Here is a 16,063-nt window from a genome sequence, read left to right on the forward strand (position 1 = left end):
CTCCCTGGCCTAGCCCTGGCGGGCCAGGAACTCCTCCACCCCCTCGAACAGCCGCTCCCAGGCCGGTTCGTGGTCCAGGATGACGTGGGAATTGGTGTCCAGCGGCAGGAATTCCGCGCCCGGAATCATCGCCGCGATCTCCTGCCCTTCGGAAAACGGCTGTACCGCGTCGCCCCGGCCATGGGCGACGAGGGTGGGCACGCTGACCTGCGCGACACGCTCCCGCACATCGAGGTGATTGATCGCGCGGCGCAGGGCCGCGGCATTGTCGGGTGAGGCCGAGGCGAGCTGAAGCTCGATCAGGTTGCGCAGGTGTTCGGGGCGTCCATTGGGCAGCATCAGCGTCGTGAAGGCCGACATGAAGGCGCTGTCGGGCTGGCCCCAGCCCTGCCGGATCAGTTGCAGGAAGGTTTCAGCCATGGTGTCGCCGCTCTCGCGGTCGCGCAGGGCGGCGCCGCGCAGGAACCCCGCATGCAGGATCAGGGCGCTGACCCGCTCGGGATGGCGCACGGCAAAGGCGATGGCGGCGGGCACGCTTTGCGACACCGCGTAGATCGCGAACCGGTCGAGGCCCGCGGCGTCCGCGACGATCTCCATGTCCGCCACCATCGTGTCGAGGTCCGGGGCCGGGTCGCAGCGTTCCGACAGGCCGGTGCCGCGCGGATCATAGCGGACAAGCCGCCGACCGGCCGAAAGACGTTCCAGAAGCGGGCGCCAGATCGGGCTCTCGATGTCGCGTTCCAGGTGCGAAAGCCAGTGACCGGCGCGCAGCAGCGGCGGCCCTTCCCCGATCTCGGCCCAGGCGAGGCCGGCGCCGTCGGCGGTGCGGGCCATGCGGATGCGCTGGCGCAATGGCGGATCGGGGCGCGTGGGATCGGGGCGTTCCGTGCCGTTGATCTTGACCGGCACGGCCAGTTGCAGCCCGCGCCTTGTGATCGTGCGGATCACCGCCTGGCGGCTGCCATCGTCGCCCACGGCCTGACGCGCGGCGTTGATGCGGCTGGAAATCGCCGCCTCGGACACGATACGACCCTGCCAGACCGCGTCGATCAGCGCGTCCTTGGTCACCAGCGCACCGTCGCTTTCCACCAGCAGGCGCAGAAGGTGAAAGACCTGCGGTTCGACCTTCACGGGCTCGCCCGCGCGGGTCAGCGCGTGGCGGTCGGTGTCGAGGACGCAATCGGCGAAACGGTAGATCATGGGGCGAGTGTTGCCCTGCCCGCCCGCGATCTCAAGGAAAACCGCGCGATCTGGAGGGTTTCCCAAGGCTTTCTCAAGATCACCGCCAAGCGGGGATGCGGGCCCGGGTCCAGGATGGAGCCATCAGATCAGGGAGATCATCATGGACGAATTCGACACCCCCATCCGCCTGCGCCCCGACGGCAGCATCGACACCGCCTACTACATCGCCCGCAGCCGCGAACTGCGCAGCCGCCAGGCGCTGGACATGGCGGCAGAGGCCGGGCGCACACCGGGCCGGTTGACCCGCCTTCTGGGCCGGGTTCTGACGCTGACCCGCATCGCCCGGGCCTGAAAATATGGGCTTTCGGGCGATTGATGGGCATCACACCGGCAGGGCCGCGGCAGGACGATCACGATTGCTCGTCCCCGGGCATTGATTTGTGATCCTTTCGTGACACCGCGGCGCTGAGGTCATAAGAGGGGGGCAAGGATGCGACAGGATTCGGAGCTCGCCTTGTCCCACGACACTCTCGCCCCCGCCCAACTGCCGGACGACACGAAGGATTTGCCCCGCCACCCGTGGGACGATGACAAGCTGCATGAAGAGTGCGGCGTCTTCGGCGTGATCGGCGTCACCGATGCCTCGAACTTCGTCGCGCTTGGCCTGCACGCGTTGCAGCACCGTGGACAGGAGGCCGGCGGCATCGTCTGCCATCGTCCCGATCACGGTTTCAACTCGGCCCGCCGGTTCGGCTATGTCCGCGACAACTTCACCTCTCAGGACGTGATGGAAACCCTGCCCGGGCCGCTGGCCATCGGGCATGTGCGCTATTCCACCACCGGGTCGAAAGGGTCCACCGCGATCCGCGACGTGCAGCCCTTCTTCGGTGAGTTCTCCATGGGCGGCGCGGCGCTGGCCCATAACGGCAACATCACCAATGCCGACGCCCTGCGCCGGGAACTGATCGAGCGCGGCTCGATTTTCCAGAGCTCGTCGGACAGCGAATGCATCATCCACCTGATGGCGCGGTCGCTGCAAAAGGACATCCCCGATCGGATGGAAGATGCGCTGCGCCGGGTCGAAGGCGCCTTTTCGGTCGTCGCCATGACCCGGACCAAGCTGATCGGCGTGCGTGACCCGCTGGGCGTGCGCCCGCTGGTTCTGGGCAAGGTCGCGGATGGCTGGTGCCTGTCCTCGGAAACCTGTGCGCTGGACATCATCGGTGCGGAGTTCGTGCGCGAGGTCGAACCGGGCGAGATGGTCGTGATCACCGATCAGGGCGTCGATAGCCGCTTCCCCTTCCGTCGCCGGAATTCCCGGTTCTGCATCTTCGAACATGTCTATTTCAGCCGCCCCGATTCGATCATCGGCGGCCGGTCCGTCTATGAAACCCGCCGCCAGATCGGCGTGGAACTGGCCCGCGAGGCCCCCGTCGAGGCCGACCTGGTCTGCCCGGTGCCTGACAGCGGCACCCCGGCGGCGATCGGGTTTTCCCAGGAAAGCGGCATCCCCTACGCCATGGGGATCATCCGCAACCAGTATATGGGCCGGACCTTCATCGAACCGACCGAGCAGATCCGGAACATGGGCGTGCGGCTGAAGCTGAACGTCAACCGCGCGCTGATCAAGGGCAAGCGGGTGATCCTGGTCGACGACTCGGTCGTGCGCGGCACCACGTCCCGCAAGATCAAGGAGATGATCCTGGATGCCGGCGCAGCCGAGGTGCATTTCCGCATCGCCTCTCCGCCGACGGCCTGGCCGTGTTTCTACGGCGTGGACACACCACAGCGCGAGAAACTGCTCGCCGCGACCATGTCCGAGGAAGAAATGCGCGAGCACCTCGCGGTGGATTCGCTGAAATTCATCTCTCTCGACGGGCTGTACCGCGCCGTGGGCGAGGCCGAGGGCCGCAAGGACGACTGCCCGCAATTCTGCGATGCGTGTTTCTCGGGTGAATACCCGGTGGAACCGTCGGACATGATCGAAAAGGGATTCGAGCTGAAAGCCGCGGAATAACGCGACAGGCCGGCTGACCTCGGCAGGGCCCCGTGGGTGTGACCCCGCGGGGCCCTTTTTCGTTTTGGCGCCCCCCCTTGAACCGGCCTCGTGCCGTAGCGTCCATCGCCCTGATCGGCGGCGGGGCGCCGATCAGGGCATCGGGACCGGCGCCCTTGCGCGCAAGGGTTATCAGGCCCCTTTCCCTCGGCGCGGGGATCGGGCATTGGCCCGCTCCGCACGCTGCGCAGAGGAAAGAGGCACAGATGGCAAGCACACCGCAGAACGTGGCGAAGATCGCCACCAAGACCGACGCGATCGACATGTCCGGGATGTCCCTGCTGGGCACCATGGTCGAGGCCAGTGGCCCGAAGGCCCTGTTGCGCCTGTCGACCGGCCAGGTGCGCAAGGTGGCTCCGGGTGACCGGGTCGGGCTCGCCCAGATCCGCGCCATTGGCGCCGGGATGGTCCAGGTCACCGGGCTGGGCGGCACCGATACGCTGACCATGCCGTAGGGCTGATGGCGGCCCTGCCCCGTCGCACGCCCCTGCCGCCCGAACGCGCGGGCAGCACGGGGCGCGACACGGCGGCTCTTGACGCTGTCGGGCAAAGCGGCCAAACCCGCGCCATGACAGACAAGATCGCCCTGATTACCGGTGCCTCCCGCGGGCTTGGCGCGTCGCTGGCCAAGGCGCTGGCGCCGACGCATCACATCGTTGCCGTCGCCCGCACGGTCGGCGCGCTGGAGGAACTGGACGACACGATCCGCACCGCCGGCGGGGCCGTCACGCTGGCGCCCATGGATATCACCAAGCCCGACGCGATGGCGCAGCTGTGCCGGTCGATCCATGACCGCTGGGGCGGTGCGGCGCTCTGGGCGCATACGGCGATCCATGCCGCACCGCTGTCGCCGGCCGCGCATATCGACGCCAAGGATTGGGCCAAGTCGGTCGAGATCAACGTGACCGCCATGGGCCACCTGGTCCCCTATATCGCCGCCCTGCTGGGCAGCGAGGGCACGGCGCTTTTCTTCGACGACGCGGCGGTCGGCACCAAGTTCCACGGCGCCTACGGCGCGACCAAGGCGGCGCAGATCGCGCTGGTGCGGTCCTGGGCGGCGGAAAGCGCGGCTTCGGGCCCCAATGTGCAGGTGCTGACGCCCTCGCCGATGCCCACGGCCACCCGCGCCCGGTTCCATCCCGGTGAGGACCGGACCAACCTGATCCACCCGGATCAGGAGGCCAAGCGGCTGCTGGCCGGCATCGTCTGAGCCATGACCAGCGCGGAGATATCAGCCTATATCGCCGCGCAGCCCGAGGCGCGCGCGCAGGCCCTGACCGCCCTGCACCATTTCCTGGCCGACCGGATCACCCATGCCGGCGTCGCGGCCGAGGATGTCATGTCCTACAACATGCCCGGCTTTCGCATCCTGTCAGAGCCCGGCCGCGGATCGGTCCTGCTGGGTTATGCGGGATGGCAGGCGCATCTGGCGCTCTATCCGCATTCCGGCACGATCCTGTCGCAGATGACCGACCTGACCCACGGGATGAGCCAGACCCGCGGCGCGCTGCACCTGCCCATCGGCACCCTGCCCTCGGAGCAGATCGTCGACCGGATGATCACGCTGCGCCTGGAAGAACTGTCCTGAGCCACGCCGAAGGCCCGTTCGGCCTTTGTCTGCTTGCCCGTCGCGCCCCCCATCGGTATGCAGAGCGAAATATCACGGCAGGGGCAGGACATGCGCATACTCATCACCAATGACGACGGGATCAACGCGCCGGGGCTGAAGGTCCTGGAGCGGATCGCGGAAGAACTGGCGGGGCCGGAGGGCGAGGTCTGGACCGTGGCGCCCGCCTTCGAACAATCGGGCGTGGCGCACAAGATCTCCTACACCCATCCGATGCTGATCTCGAAGATGGGCGAGCGCCGCTATGCCGCCGAGGGTGCTCCGGCGGATTGCGTCATGGCGGGCCTGCACGACGTGTTGCAGGACAAGCCGGTGGACCTGATCCTGTCGGGGGTGAACCGCGGCAACAACTCGGCCGAGAACGCGCTCTATTCCGGCACGCTGGGCGGGGCGATGGAGGGCGCGTTGCAGGGCTACCGTGCCTTCGCCCTGTCGCAATACCTGGGGCCGAACAATTTCAACGCCGACGATCCCTACGAGGCCGCAGGCGCGTATGGCGCCGACTTGATCCGCAAGGTGATTGCCGCCGAACCCGAGGAGCAGAAGGATTACCGGCTGTTCTACAACGTCAATTTCCCGCCCTGCCCCGCCGACCGGGTCAAGGGCGTGCGCGTCGTGCCGCAGGGGATGCGCCCGGGCACCAAGTTCACGACGGAACCGCACAGCTCTCCTTCGGGGAAGACCTTCCTGTGGATCAAGGGCACGAACCAGCGGGTTGCGGCCGCGCCCGATACCGATGCGGCGGTGAACCTGGACGATTACATCTCGGTCACGCCGATGCGGGCCGACCTGACGGCACATGAAATGCTGGAACCGTTCAAGGTGATTGAGTAAGACCGATCAACCCATGACCGACGACGCCACCATCGCCGAACGCAAGATGCAGTTCCTGTTCGCCCTGCGCTCGCGCGGGGTGACGGACAAGGCGACGCTGGAGGCCATGGAGAAGGTCGACCGGGGCAATTTCGTGCGCGGCATCTTTGCCGCCCGCGCCTACGAGGACATGCCGCTGCCGATTGCCTGCGGGCAGACGATCTCGCAGCCCTCGGTCGTCGGGCTGATGACCCAGGCGCTGAAGGTCGAACCGCGCCACCGCGTGCTGGAGATCGGCACCGGGTCGGGCTACCAGGCGGCGATCCTCAGCCAGATGGCACGGCGGGTCTACACCATCGACCGGCATCAGCGGCTGGTGCGCGACGCGCAGGCCCTGTTCGACCACTTGGGCCTGGGCAATATCACGACCTTTGCGGCCGATGGCAGCCACGGCCTGGCCGATCAGGCGCCCTTTGATCGTATCATTGTGACCGCCGCCGCAGAGGACGCCCCGGGGCCGCTCTTGGCTCAGTTAAAGATTAACGGTATCATGGTGCTGCCAGTCGGGCAGTCGGACAACGTGCAAAGCTTGATCCGGGTGACGCGGCTGGAAACAGGTTTCGACTACGAAGAGCTTCGGTCGGTGCGGTTCGTGCCCCTGGTCGAAGGTCTGGGGAAAGAAGATTAGGCGGAAAAATCCGCGCAAGAGACGGGCCTCCGGACATCGGGGGACGATGAGGGATCGAACAGATGCAGGACATGAAGAGCCTTGGCCGCGGCGGTATCCTTCTGCGCGGACTGATGACTGGAACCGCCATTCTGGCGCTGGCAGCTTGTGAAAACGGGCTCGACCTGGACATGCGCGGCAATCTCGGCGGATTTTCGACCACGGAGGCAGCACGGACCGCCACCGCCAACCGGCCCCGCCCCGATGATCGCGGCATCATCTCCTATCCCAGCTACCAGGTCGTCGTGGCACGCCGCAACGACACGGTGCAGGACGTCGCCAACCGCATCGGTGTGGGTGCCGCCGATCTGGCCGCCTATAACGGCCTGAAGGTCACCGATCCGCTGCGCGGCGGCGAAGTGCTGGCCCTGCCGGGCCGTGTCGCCGAACCCTCGCCCGCCACCGGCGCCATCGGCACCGGGCCGATCGTGCCGGCGGATCAGGTCGATATCTCCTCCATCGCGGGGGCCGCCATCGACCGGGCCGGCGATCAGCGCGTGGAGGTCACCGAATTGCCGCCCGCACAGCGCCCGCAGACGGGCGAAGAACCGGTGCGCCACAAGGTGCAGCGCGGCGAGACGGCCTACACGATCTCGCGGCTCTACAACGTCTCTGTCCGCTCGCTGGCGGATTGGAACGGGCTGGACCAGAACTTCACCATCCGCGAAGGCCAGTTCCTGCTGATCCCCGTCGCCGAGGAGGAACCGCCCGTGCGCGAGGTCGCGGAAACGACCGAACCCGGCCAGGGGTCGCCGACGCCGGTGCCGCCAAGCGCCGCGGCCCCCCTGCCCGAGGAACGCACGGAACCCGTCGCCGCCGCAGCCCCTGCGGCCAGCACGACGGCCGCCGCCGCCACGCCGCAACCCACGCCCAAGCCGCAGCCCAGTGCGGCGCCGAACCTGGGCCAACAGCAGACGGCAAGCTCTTCGGCCGCGATGGCCTATCCGGTCAATGGCCGCATCATCCGCGAATACCAGCGGGGCAGCAGCGACGGCATCAACATCGCCGCCGATCCGGGTACCGCGATCCGCGCCGCCGATGGCGGAACCGTGGCCGCGATCACCTCGGATGCGGACAACAAGAAGGTCATCGTTGTGCGCCACCAGGGCAAGCTGCTGACGATCTATTCCAATGTCGACAACATCGTCGTCAAGGAAGGCACCACCGTCGCGCGCGGCCAGAAACTGGCCGAGATCCGCGCCGGGGCCTCGCCCTACCTGCATTTCGAGGTCCGCAAGGGGCTCGAAGCGGTCGATCCAATGGATTTCCTGCAATAATCGACGGAACGGGCCGCCCTTCGGGGCGGCCTTTTCACGTCGGGTGCGTCAGCCGATGGCGACGCCGTGGCGGCCTGCCAGGTCGGTGAAGAACTGCCATGCGACACGGCCCGACCGGGACCCGCGCGTCGCCTGCCATTCGATCGCCTCGGCTCTCAGGACATCCGGGTCGATGCGCAGGCCGTGGGCGGCGCAATACCCGTCGATCATCGACAGGAACTCGTCCTGGTCGCAGGGATGGAAACCCAGCCACAGGCCGAACCGGTCCGACAGCGATACCTTTTCCTCGACCGCCTCGCCCGGATTGATGGCCGAGGAACGCTCGTTCTCGATCATGTCGCGGGGCATCAGGTGGCGCCGGTTGGACGTGGCATAGAACAGGACGTTATCGGGCCGCCCGGCGATGCCGCCATCCAGAACCGCCTTGAGCGACTTGTAATGCTGGTCGTCATGGCTGAACGACAGGTCATCGCAGAACAGCAGGAACCGGTGGGACGACTCGCCCAGGATCTGCATCAGCCGGGTAACGGTGGGCAGGTCTTCGCGCTGAAGCTCTACGATCTTGAGCGGTTGGCCACGCGACAGGATCTCGGCATGGACGGCCTTGACGAGGCTGGATTTCCCCATGCCCCGCGCGCCCCAGAGCAGGGCGTTGTTGGCGGGCAGCCCTTGCGCGAATTGCAGCGTGTTGGCCAGCAGCGTGTCGCGGGACCGGTCGATGCCGACCAGCAGGTCCAGAGCCACGCGGGACACCTTGGTGACAGGCTCCAGACGCTCGGGATCGGTCTGCCAGACAAAGGCATCGGCCCCGTCGAAATCGGGAGAGGCCAGCGGCGCGGGGGCCATACGCTCCAGCGCCGCGGCGATCCGGTCAAGCGGGTCAGTCATTCTTGCGGTCGTCTTTGTCGCTTTCGTCGAATTCGTCCATCAGCGGATCGTCGAAGTCTTCTTCCGCATCGGCGGCGGCTTCGGCATCTTCGAATTCGTCGTCGTAATAGCCCTCGGCGCGCAGGCGTTCCTCGCGCTTGGTTTCGACGCGACGCACCAGGAAGATCGAGATTTCGTAGAGGCCATAGACCACCACGAAGAGGATCGCCTGGGTGATGACATCCGGCGGCGTGACCAGCGCGGCGAGCACCAGGATCGCGACGACGGCGTATTTCCGCACCGCGCCCAGCCCTTCGGAGCTGACCAGCCCGGCCTTGCCCATCAGGGTCAGCAGCACGGGCAGCTGGAAACACAGCCCGAAGGCCACGATGAACTTGATCGTCAGCGACAGGTATTCCTGCGCGGAGCCCTGGAAGGCGATGCCGGCGGTGGCGTTCTGCACGTCCCCGTCATTCAGCACGGTGCCCGGCTGCTGGAAACCCAGGAAGAAGTCGAAGGCCAGCGGCGTCACCACGTAGAAGGCAAAGGCCGCACCCAGGAAAAACATCGCCGGGGACGAGATCAGGAAGGGCAGAAACGCGCCCTTTTCGTTCTTGTAGAGCCCCGGCGCCACGAACCGCCACATCTGGAAGGCGATATAGGGGAAGGACAGGACCAGCCCGCCCAAGAGCGAGATCGAGATCGCGACGAAGAAGCCTTCCTGCAGCTTGATCAGGATCAGCCCGCAATCGGAATGGCCACGTTCGGCCAGCGCCGAACACAGCGGATGGGTCAGGAAGTTGAACAGCGGGTTCCAGATGGTGAAACAGATCACCATGCCGACGATAAAGGCGCCGGCCGAATGCATCAGGCGCGTCCGCAACTCGGCCAGGTGTTCGATCAGCGGGGCGGAGCTGTCTTCGATTTCGTCGCGTGCGTCGGGCGCGCTCATGCCTTGTCCCCGGTCTTGGAGGTTTCCGTGTCGGGCTGCGCATCCGGCTGCGCCTCGGCCTGGGAGGCCCCGGCGGCGGGCGGATCGGCGCGCACGGGCGTGTCGGGCTGCGCGTCGGTCTGGGCGGCCTCTGCCGCGGCGGCGGCTTCGGCCTCACGGCGCTTGGCGGCCTTGTCGGCGGAGGCGGCGTGGATCTTCTTGGCCTTCTCGGCCCGTTCCTCGGCCAGCTTCGCGGTGTTGGAGCCCGGTTCCCACTTGGTGAAATCCGTGGCCTCCTTGACCTTGTCGAGACCGTATTTCGCCGGGTTGGACAGGCCGCGCAGGCTGTCCGTCGCCTCTTTCACACCGGAGGCATCGGCGGCGTCCTCCATCGCGCGGGAGAATTCCCGCGCCATGCCGCGTGCCTTGCCGGCAAAGCGGCCCATGTTGCGGAACAGGACCGGCAGATCCTTGGGACCGACAACGATGAGGGCGACAACGCCGATGACCAGAAGCTCGGTCCAGCCCATTCCGAACATGGGGGGATCAGGCCTTGTCTTTTTCTTCCGGGGTCACGTCACGGGCCTCGTCGGCCTGCGCGTCTTCCAGTTCCTTGGTGCCGTCGCTGACACCTTTCTTGAACGCGGTGATGCCTTTGCCGACCTCGCCCATCAGCGATGAGATCTTGCCGCGCCCAAACAGCACCAGCACGACGACGGCGATCAGCAGAAGGCCAGGAAGGCCGATATTGTTGAGCATCTTGTCTCTCCCCTTGGCTCCGGCCTGGGATCAGCCGGGTCGAAAGTCCCGATGTATCTAATGGCTCAAAGGTCGGAGGGGAAGGTGTAATCCGGGGATTGTGATAGATTCTGCAATGACGTGCCTGCCATGGTTCACGTGGTGACCCAAAGGCGCAGGACCCTGCCGGGCCCTGCACGCGATTCATGGATTGGGGAAGGGCTCTGCCCTTCTTCCGCCGGGCGGGGCCCGCCGGAATTCATCCCGGAGTATTTCCGGCAAGATGAAGATCAGGAGGCGGGGAAAACGAAGCAGCGATCGCGCCGGATGGTCAGCCAGAGCGGCTTGCCCGGACGCGGCAGGAAGACATTGGGCACCGTTGCCTTGATGATCGACCCGTCGTGATCCATCCGGAACTCCACCAGGCTTTCATTGCCCATGAAGCGCGCCCGGACCACCACGCCGCGGGCCGGGGTGCCGTCCTGCGCCGTCGACAACGGGCCGGAGCCGTTGCGGTCGAAGTCGATCTTGAGGTGCTGGGGCCGGATCACAATCTCGACCTCCTGCCCCTCGGGCACGCCGGGGGCGAGGAACTGGCCGAAGGGTGTTTCCGTCAGCGCGCCGCGGACCGTTCCGCGTATCACGTTGATATCGCTGAAGAAGGCCACGGCCTCCTTGTCCTTGGGGGCGTTGTAGATGTTGTAAGGCGCGCCCTGCTGGACGATCTTGCCATGGCGCATCAGGGCGATGTCGTCGGCCATGCGCATCGCCTCGTCCGGTTCATGGGTGACCAGCAGAACGGCGGCATCGGCATCCTTGAGAACCGACAGCGTGGTGTCGCGAATCTCGTCCCGCAGGCGGTTGTCGAGGCCCGAGAAGGGTTCGTCCATCAGCATGATGCGCGGATCGGGGGCGAGCGCGCGGGCCAGAGCGACACGTTGCTGTTCGCCGCCCGACAATTCATGCGGCCAGGCGTCGATGAAGCGGCGCAGGTTCACCCGGTCGAGCATGGTTTCGACCCGCGCCCGCTTTTCCCCCGCACTGCCCGTCAGCCCGAAGGCCACGTTTTCGGCCACCGACAGATGCGGGAAGAGCGCGAAATCCTGGAACATCAGCCCGATGCGGCGGCGTTCCGGCGGGATGCGGAAATGGGTGTCGCAGATCAGCTCTCCGTCGACCCAGATCGACCCGCTATCCTGCATTTCGACCCCGGCGATCATGCGCAGGGTGGTCGATTTGCCGCAGCCCGACGGGCCCAGCAAACAGGTCACCTGGCCCGGCATCACCTGCAGCGACACGTCATCCACGACGGCGCGACCGTCGAAACGGCGGGTCAGGTTGCGGATTTCGAGACGGGGAGTGGCGGCCACGGACTTTCCGATGAATTCTCTCGGGATTTTCGGGGGAGGTAGCAGCCACCGCGCAGCACGGCAAGCCCCGTGACGGCCGGCGTGGCGGCCTTTGACGCTAGCGGGTCAGCTCGACAACGCCGGTGGCGCGGATGCGGCCGTTGACCTGGATCTCGATCTCGTGCGGGCCGGGATGCAGCGTGTAGGTCGAGGATTGCGCGGGCAGCTTGTGGCGTTTCGAAAGCGTCAGAGGGGTCCCGGCCTTCAGTTCGGTCACGGCCAGCTTGTGGACCTTGCGCCGCCTGCGGTCGCCGGGGCCTGCGAAATGCAGCACGTAATCGACCAGGACCGGCTGATCCTCCGGGCAGGTGAGGGTCACGGAGAATTCCAGCGCCTCTCCGATGCGGGCGGTGGCGGGCAGATCCAGATCGCCCGATATGATCGCCTCCATCCGGTAGCCCAGCAGCGACATGGCGCCGGGATGGCCCTTTTTCACGAGGTCGCGCAGGGCGTGGCGGGTGATCCAGGCCAGCTCTGCCGGGTCCTGCTGGCCGGCCGTCTTCCAACGGTTCAGGGCCGCGAGGACGGGACGGACATCCTTTTTCGAGATGTCATTGACGTGGTTCGCGACAGAGCGGGTGACAAAACGCGCCCGATCGGCATGCAGCCTGTCCAGCAGCGGCATGGGGCGGGCCATTTCGGTCGCGATGCCGATGCCCCAGGGCAGGCGCGGGCGTGTGCCTTCGCTGACGAGGCGGCGGACATGGTAGCTGTCATGCCCTGCCCAATCTTCCAGCCGGTCGAAGGTGGCGTCGGGCCAGCGGTTGATGAAGGGCCGGATCGCGTATTCCATGGAAAAGCGCTGCGTCAGCGCCTCGATCAGGTCAAGCGCGCGGGCGGGATGATCTTCCAGCCCCTGCAACACCGCGTATTCGCCCAAGGGTGCGAAGATGAAATCGCCGAAATCGTCATCCGTGCGCGTAGGGTCCAGCGGCGGCGGCAGCGCCGCGTCGATCATGTCGGCGGCGGCGGGGAAATCGCCCGGCAGGGCCAGCACCAGGTTTTCGGCGATCCAGGCGATGCGCTGCTTCAGCTCCAGTTCGGGGAAGCGGGCCAGAACCCGCGCCTCGAAATCCGGATCGAATCCGGGATCGACGGCACGGAACAGGCCGGCCAGGTAGCCGACCTTGTCTGCATTGAAGAGCTGATCCTTGAGGGAATAGCCCTGCGCCATGGCGTGACCTCAGGTGGTTGAGTTGAAGGCCCCACCGTCGAGAAGAACGTTCTGTCCGACCATGAAACCGGCATGGACCGAACACATGAAGGCACAGGTCGCGCCGAACTCGGCCGCGGTGCCGATGCGGCCCGTCGGGTTGGCGGAATCGCGGGCCTTGGCGGCTTCTTCGACCGTGATGCCCTCGCGCTTTGCGGCGGCTTCGGCCAGCGAAACGGCGCGGTCGGTGTCGTGCAGGCCCGGCAGCAGGTTGTTGATCGTCACGCCGAACTTCGCGACCTGGCGCGAGGTGCCGGCGACATAGCCTGTCAGGCCCGCACGGGCCGAATTCGACAGGCCCAGCTGCGCGATCGGCGACCGGACGGAGGCCGAGGTGATGTTGACCACCCTGCCCCAGCCCTTGTCGATCATGCCGGGCAGCTGCGCCTTCATCAGCGCGATCGGGGTCAGCATGTTCGCCTCGAGCGCCTTGATGAAATCGTCATGCTCCCAATCGGTCCAGAAGCCCGGCGGCGGGCCGCCCGCATTGTTGACCAGGATGTCCAGCTGACCGGAGGCATCCAGCACCTTGGCGCGCCCCTCTTCGGTGGTGATGTCGGCGGCGACGGTGGTGACCTCCACCCCGTGGGCGGCGCGGATTTCCTCGGCCGTGGCCTCCAGCGCATCGGCGCCGCGGGCGTTGAGAACGAGGGTCACACCGGCCTCTGCCAGCGCCATGGCGCAGCCCTTGCCCAACCCTTTGGAGGAGGCGCAGACCAGTGCGCGCTTGCCTGCAATACCAAGATCCATATACATTCTCCCTCGGGCTGGGGGGCCCGTCTTCGTCTGTTTGGCCATCGGTTTCCAAGCCGTTGGCGCCCGTTTCGCAACAATGACGGCAAATAACCCGGTACTCGCCAGTTTGCCGCCACAATCGCAACCTAGACCTTACTCATGCCGAAGAGACACGGCTGAGGAAAGGTCAAAAAAAGAATGATTTCTGCCATCGCCAAGCCAGCCGCATCGATCCCGGTCCTTCATGCCGCCGATCTGCCCTGCGTCAACGGGGCAAACGAAGGCGACGATCTGACCTTTGCCGAAGAGCTCATGCTCGACGATACCTACTGGTGCGCCGAGGATGCCCGGCAATTGCGCCTGGGGATCGAGGCGAGCGACAATGGCGACATCACCATTGGCCACGATACGGCTGCGGGCACGCCGGGCGCGGGGCTGCACCTGGACAGCTGCCTGACCTTCATGTCGCCCAACGGCCAGACCACCGAGGTGCTGATCCTCGTCGAGGTCGACATGTTCGGCGATGCCGCCAATGTCTACGCCATGCCCTTTGCGCCGCTGGCGCCGAAGACGGATTACACGCTGGTCGGGATCGAGATCGAAGGCGCGGCGCGCAAGTTCGCGGAAATCGCATGTGTCTCGTTCACGCGCGGCACACAGATCACCATGTCCACCGGCGCGCAGCGCGCCATCGAAACGCTCGAGATCGGCGACCGTGTCCTGACCCGGGACAATGGCGTGCAGGAAATCCGCTGGGTCGGGCATTCCACCGTTCGCGCCGTGGGCGAATTTGCCCCGATCGTGATCGCTGCCGGGACACTGAACAATACCAACGACCTGATCGTCAGCCCGGACCACCGGCTGTTCATCTACCAGCGCGAGGACGCCATTGGCGCCGGCCGTCGCGAGGTTCTGGTCAAGGCCCGTCACCTGGTCAACGGCACGACCATCGTGCAGCAGGATGGCGGCTTCGTGGAATATTACCAGCTGCTCTTCGACAGCCACGAGATCATCTACGCGGAGGGGATCGCGGCGGAAACGCTGCTGGTCGACACCCGCACCCGCGCCGCCCTGCCCCCGGAACTGGACGAGGTCCTGGCCCGTGCCATTCCGCATCACAGCGACAGCCTGCACGTGGATTTCGAGATCCAGAAGACCCTTCTGGACAAGCCCGACGCGGCCGAGCTGCTGCGCGCGGCCTCGCGGCGGGCCGGCGCCCGGTAAGACGCCCTAGCGGTCGCGCACCATGTGTGTCAGCGCCGCCCCGGTTTCGTAGTAAAGCCCCTTCGCCCCCGTGAACCGTTCCGAATAGCGGTCGATCGGAGCCATCGGCAGTCCGTCCTCGCGCCCGGTCAGTAGCGCCTCGGCCATCGCCTTGCCAAACAGCGTTCCCGTTCCGATACCGCGCCCGGAATAGCCGAATGCACTCAGCCCATTGGGGCCAAGCCGCAGGATTTTCGGGATGTGATCCGAGGTCGAGGCGATCTTGCCCTGCCAGGCATAGGCCAGCGGCACGTCGCGCAATTGCGGGAACAGCGCGGTCAGCTTGCGCCGCGCCCAATCCCGGTGCAGCCCCGAGGCCCCGTGATCCAGCCGCCCGATGGCCCCGATCAGCACCCGCCCCGCTTGGTCGCGCCGGAAGGAGGACAAGACCATCGCCGTGTCCCACCCGCCTTCGCCCCCCGGCAGGACGCTGTCACGCAGGTTTTCGGGCAAAGGTTCGGTCGCCATCTGGAAGAAATGCATCGGTGCGAACCGGTCCGTGTGACCACCATAAGCGTTGACCGCCTCGATCGCCGCCTCGGCCCGTATCTCGTGCCCGCCCGCGCGGAGCACCCAGCCCTGGCCGTCATGGTGCAGCCCCTCCGCCCGGATCTGTTGCACGATCCGTGCGCCCGCCGCGATGGCCGCCCGTGCCAGCCCCTGGGCATAGGCCTTGGGCTGCACGGTTCCGGCCCGCGGATCGAACAGCGCGCCATGCACCGCGTCAGACCCGACCCGCGCCCGCGCCTCGGCCGCATCCAGCAGGACCACCGGCGCCCCGATGGCACGCAGCTGGTCGTGACGGGCCTGCAGATCGCGCTGCCCCGCCGGGGAATGCGCGCAATGCAGCGTGCCGTTTCGCAGCGCCTCGCACTGGATCTGGTGCGCCTCGATCAGGTCGAAAACCGCCGAAGGGCCGCCGGACAGGGCCGTGTTCAACCGATCTGCCGCCTCATCCCCCATCCGCTTGGCCACCTCGCCCGGTGGCAGCCAGAGGCCGGCATTCACCAGCCCGACATTCCGCCCGGATCCGCCATGCCCGATTTCTCCGGCCTCGATCACGCAGACCGAGGCGCCCGCCCGCGCCGCATGCAGCGCTGCGGACAGACCGGTATAGCCGCCGCCGATCACCACCAGGTCGACCCGCAGATCACCGTCCAGCTTTTCGGTCTGCACGGGATGGCCAGTGTGATCCCAGAGGCTGCCCTGCAGGGCGGTCATGGGC

The 16,063-nt window shown here is 66.6% G+C and carries 18 protein-coding genes; 9 read left to right on the plus strand and 9 right to left on the minus strand.

The annotated features are described in order from the left end of the window. Positions 1-9: 9 nt before the first annotated feature. Positions 10-1,200 carry an alpha/beta hydrolase gene (locus ATO9_RS12540; protein WP_043749351.1) on the minus strand — a complete coding sequence of 397 codons (1,191 nt, stop codon included), beginning with the start codon at positions 1,198-1,200 and terminating at the stop codon, positions 10-12. Between the two features lie 142 nt (positions 1,201-1,342). Here ATO9_RS12540 and ATO9_RS12545 point away from each other — a divergent pair, with 142 nt between their 5' ends. From ATO9_RS12545 to ATO9_RS12580, 8 genes are all read left to right on the plus strand, one after another. Further along, the gene (locus ATO9_RS12545) at positions 1,343-1,534 is read left to right on the plus strand and encodes a hypothetical protein (protein ID WP_043749354.1); all 192 of its coding nucleotides are present in this window, start codon (positions 1,343-1,345) and stop codon (positions 1,532-1,534) included. Between the two features lie 138 nt (positions 1,535-1,672). Next, entirely contained in the window at positions 1,673-3,199 is a 1,527-nt protein-coding gene (gene purF / locus ATO9_RS12550) for an amidophosphoribosyltransferase (RefSeq protein ID WP_238318743.1), read from the plus strand. A 245-nt stretch (positions 3,200-3,444) separates the two neighbouring features. After that, on the plus strand, positions 3,445-3,693 hold the full coding sequence (locus ATO9_RS12555) for a hypothetical protein (protein ID WP_081979554.1): 249 nt from the start codon (positions 3,445-3,447) through the stop codon (positions 3,691-3,693). A gap of 113 nt (positions 3,694-3,806) precedes the next feature. Further along, positions 3,807-4,448: an SDR family NAD(P)-dependent oxidoreductase gene (locus tag ATO9_RS12560; protein WP_043749815.1), complete on the plus strand. Its 642-nt coding sequence runs from the start codon at positions 3,807-3,809 to the stop codon at positions 4,446-4,448. A gap of 3 nt (positions 4,449-4,451) precedes the next feature. Beyond that, the gene (locus tag ATO9_RS12565) at positions 4,452-4,826 is read left to right on the plus strand and encodes a DUF1801 domain-containing protein (RefSeq protein ID WP_043749356.1); all 375 of its coding nucleotides are present in this window, start codon (positions 4,452-4,454) and stop codon (positions 4,824-4,826) included. Positions 4,827-4,916: 90 nt separating this feature from the next. Beyond that, positions 4,917-5,699 (plus strand): 5'/3'-nucleotidase SurE, encoded by a 783-nt coding sequence (gene surE, locus ATO9_RS12570; RefSeq protein WP_043749358.1) that lies wholly within the window; start codon positions 4,917-4,919, stop codon positions 5,697-5,699. A gap of 13 nt (positions 5,700-5,712) precedes the next feature. Beyond that, a complete protein-coding gene (locus ATO9_RS12575) occupies positions 5,713-6,366 on the plus strand; it encodes a protein-L-isoaspartate(D-aspartate) O-methyltransferase (RefSeq protein ID WP_043749361.1) in 654 nt (217 codons plus the stop codon). Between the two features lie 62 nt (positions 6,367-6,428). Next, positions 6,429-7,682 carry a peptidoglycan DD-metalloendopeptidase family protein gene (locus tag ATO9_RS12580; protein ID WP_081979555.1) on the plus strand — a complete coding sequence of 418 codons (1,254 nt, stop codon included), beginning with the start codon at positions 6,429-6,431 and terminating at the stop codon, positions 7,680-7,682. 48 nt (positions 7,683-7,730) lie between these two features. Here the strand turns inward: ATO9_RS12580 and ATO9_RS12585 are convergent, their stop codons facing one another. From ATO9_RS12585 to ATO9_RS12615, 7 genes are all read right to left on the minus strand, one after another. Beyond that, entirely contained in the window at positions 7,731-8,570 is an 840-nt protein-coding gene (locus ATO9_RS12585; RefSeq protein WP_043749364.1) for an ATP-binding protein, read from the minus strand. Beyond that, positions 8,563-9,501, minus strand: a complete 939-nt coding sequence (gene tatC, locus ATO9_RS12590) for a twin-arginine translocase subunit TatC (protein ID WP_043749366.1) — start codon at positions 9,499-9,501, stop codon at positions 8,563-8,565. The genes ATO9_RS12585 and tatC overlap by 8 nt, the downstream gene beginning before the upstream one ends. After that, positions 9,498-10,019 (minus strand): Sec-independent protein translocase protein TatB, encoded by a 522-nt coding sequence (gene tatB / locus ATO9_RS12595; RefSeq protein ID WP_052418287.1) that lies wholly within the window; start codon positions 10,017-10,019, stop codon positions 9,498-9,500. The genes tatC and tatB overlap by 4 nt, the downstream gene beginning before the upstream one ends. A 7-nt stretch (positions 10,020-10,026) precedes the next feature. Beyond that, entirely contained in the window at positions 10,027-10,239 is a 213-nt protein-coding gene (locus ATO9_RS12600; RefSeq protein ID WP_043749369.1) for a twin-arginine translocase TatA/TatE family subunit, read from the minus strand. A gap of 269 nt (positions 10,240-10,508) precedes the next feature. Continuing rightward, on the minus strand, positions 10,509-11,588 hold the full coding sequence (locus tag ATO9_RS12605) for an ABC transporter ATP-binding protein (RefSeq protein WP_043749371.1): 1,080 nt from the start codon (positions 11,586-11,588) through the stop codon (positions 10,509-10,511). 97 nt (positions 11,589-11,685) lie between these two features. After that, complete coding sequence (locus tag ATO9_RS12610; protein ID WP_043749372.1) at positions 11,686-12,801, minus strand: hypothetical protein; 1,116 nt, start codon at positions 12,799-12,801, stop codon at positions 11,686-11,688. Positions 12,802-12,810: 9 nt separating this feature from the next. Continuing rightward, entirely contained in the window at positions 12,811-13,590 is a 780-nt protein-coding gene (locus tag ATO9_RS12615; protein ID WP_043749822.1) for an SDR family oxidoreductase, read from the minus strand. Positions 13,591-13,773: 183 nt separating this feature from the next. Here ATO9_RS12615 and ATO9_RS12620 point away from each other — a divergent pair, with 183 nt between their 5' ends. After that, positions 13,774-14,799, plus strand: coding sequence for a Hint domain-containing protein (locus tag ATO9_RS12620; RefSeq protein ID WP_043749375.1), 1,026 nt, complete (start codon positions 13,774-13,776; stop codon positions 14,797-14,799). A 6-nt stretch (positions 14,800-14,805) separates the two neighbouring features. On the opposite strand, the gene ATO9_RS12625 is transcribed toward ATO9_RS12620, so the two are convergent. Beyond that, positions 14,806-16,059 carry an NAD(P)/FAD-dependent oxidoreductase gene (locus ATO9_RS12625; protein ID WP_043749377.1) on the minus strand — a complete coding sequence of 418 codons (1,254 nt, stop codon included), beginning with the start codon at positions 16,057-16,059 and terminating at the stop codon, positions 14,806-14,808. Positions 16,060-16,063 lie beyond the last annotated feature (4 nt).

The organism is Pseudooceanicola atlanticus (assembly GCF_000768315.1).
GTDB lineage: Bacteria > Pseudomonadota > Alphaproteobacteria > Rhodobacterales > Rhodobacteraceae > Pseudooceanicola > Pseudooceanicola atlanticus.